Source organism: Vibrio sp. 10N.261.52.A1 (genome assembly GCF_002876325.1).
Taxonomy (GTDB): domain Bacteria; phylum Pseudomonadota; class Gammaproteobacteria; order Enterobacterales; family Vibrionaceae; genus Vibrio; species Vibrio chagasii.
In genome coordinates this window covers 1-1,015 of record NZ_MCYD01000060.1, presented here as the reverse complement: position 1 = coordinate 1,015, position 1,015 = coordinate 1, and the positions used below count along the sequence as shown (strand labels likewise).

The 1,015-nt window shown below is 47.2% G+C and carries 2 protein-coding genes; both read left to right on the top strand.

Going from position 1 to position 1,015, the window contains the following annotated elements; translation table 11 throughout:
* A partial coding sequence (locus BCT81_RS00910) for a DUF2586 domain-containing protein (protein ID WP_133152473.1) occupies nt 1–645 on the top strand: 645 nt, incomplete at its 5' end.
* Between the two features lie 3 nt (nt 646–648).
* On the top strand, nt 649–1,015 hold a 367-nt coding region (locus BCT81_RS00905), incomplete at its 3' end, for a phage protein (protein ID WP_102423000.1).

Genomic DNA, 1,015 nt, shown 5'->3' with positions numbered 1-1,015 from the left:
ATACCAACAAGCATCGCAAGTGAGTACGTCACTGTTGTTCCTCAAGTTCATAAAGATAACTCAACAGTCGGTATCTATGCAGGGCGGCTGGCAAACCAAGAAGTATCTATCGCGGATTCCCCTGCGCGAGTCAAAACAGGCAGTGTTCTAGGGAGCCTAGAACTAGCAAAAGATAAAGACGGCAAGCCTTTGGAGTTAGCAACCCTTAAGGCTTTGGAAGCGTCTCGAATTGCTGTGCCGATGTGGTACCCAGATTATCCGGGGCAGTATTGGACAACGGGCCGCACATTGGATGTGCCGGGGGGCGACTTCCAAGATATTCGCCACATTCGTGTTGCGATGAAAGCGGCGCGTAAAGTTCGTGCTCGTGCCATCGCTCGAATTGCGGATCGTGAATTGAATTCAACACCAGGCAGTGAAGCAAGTGCAAAACTCTATTTTACCCAAGATCTGCGTGAAATGGCGGTTGTGAAGAAAATTGGTGATTACGAGTTCCCTGGCGAAATCAAACCGCCACAAGATGAAGACATCACCATCACTTGGATGAACAGTGAAGAAGTAGAAATTCTGCTGGCGGTGACACCTTATGAATGTCCGGTAAAAATCACAATCGGCATCATGCTTAATCAACGACTAGGAGAGTAATTAATGAATTCTCGTTATACCGGTCGAAGCTTCGACGTAAATATTCTGGGTGTTTTGGTTCATGTGGAATCGGCAACGGCAACCATCAATGATGAATCAGCCGTTGATAAAGAGCGAGGTATTCCAACCGGTTTTACTCACGGTGCGGTGAGTTGTGACGTGGAATATGAGTTGGACTTGAACAATTTCCGAAAGCTGCAGCAGAAAGCGCGTGAAGCGGGAAGCTGGCGTAGCGTTCAACCTCACGATTGCATGTTTTATGCGAATACTGGGGAGGATGAAGACAAAGTGGAGTTGTTCGGGGTGAAGCTTCAAATCTCTGATCTGCTCAGTGTTGATCCTAATAGTAGTGATAAAACTAAGCGCAAAC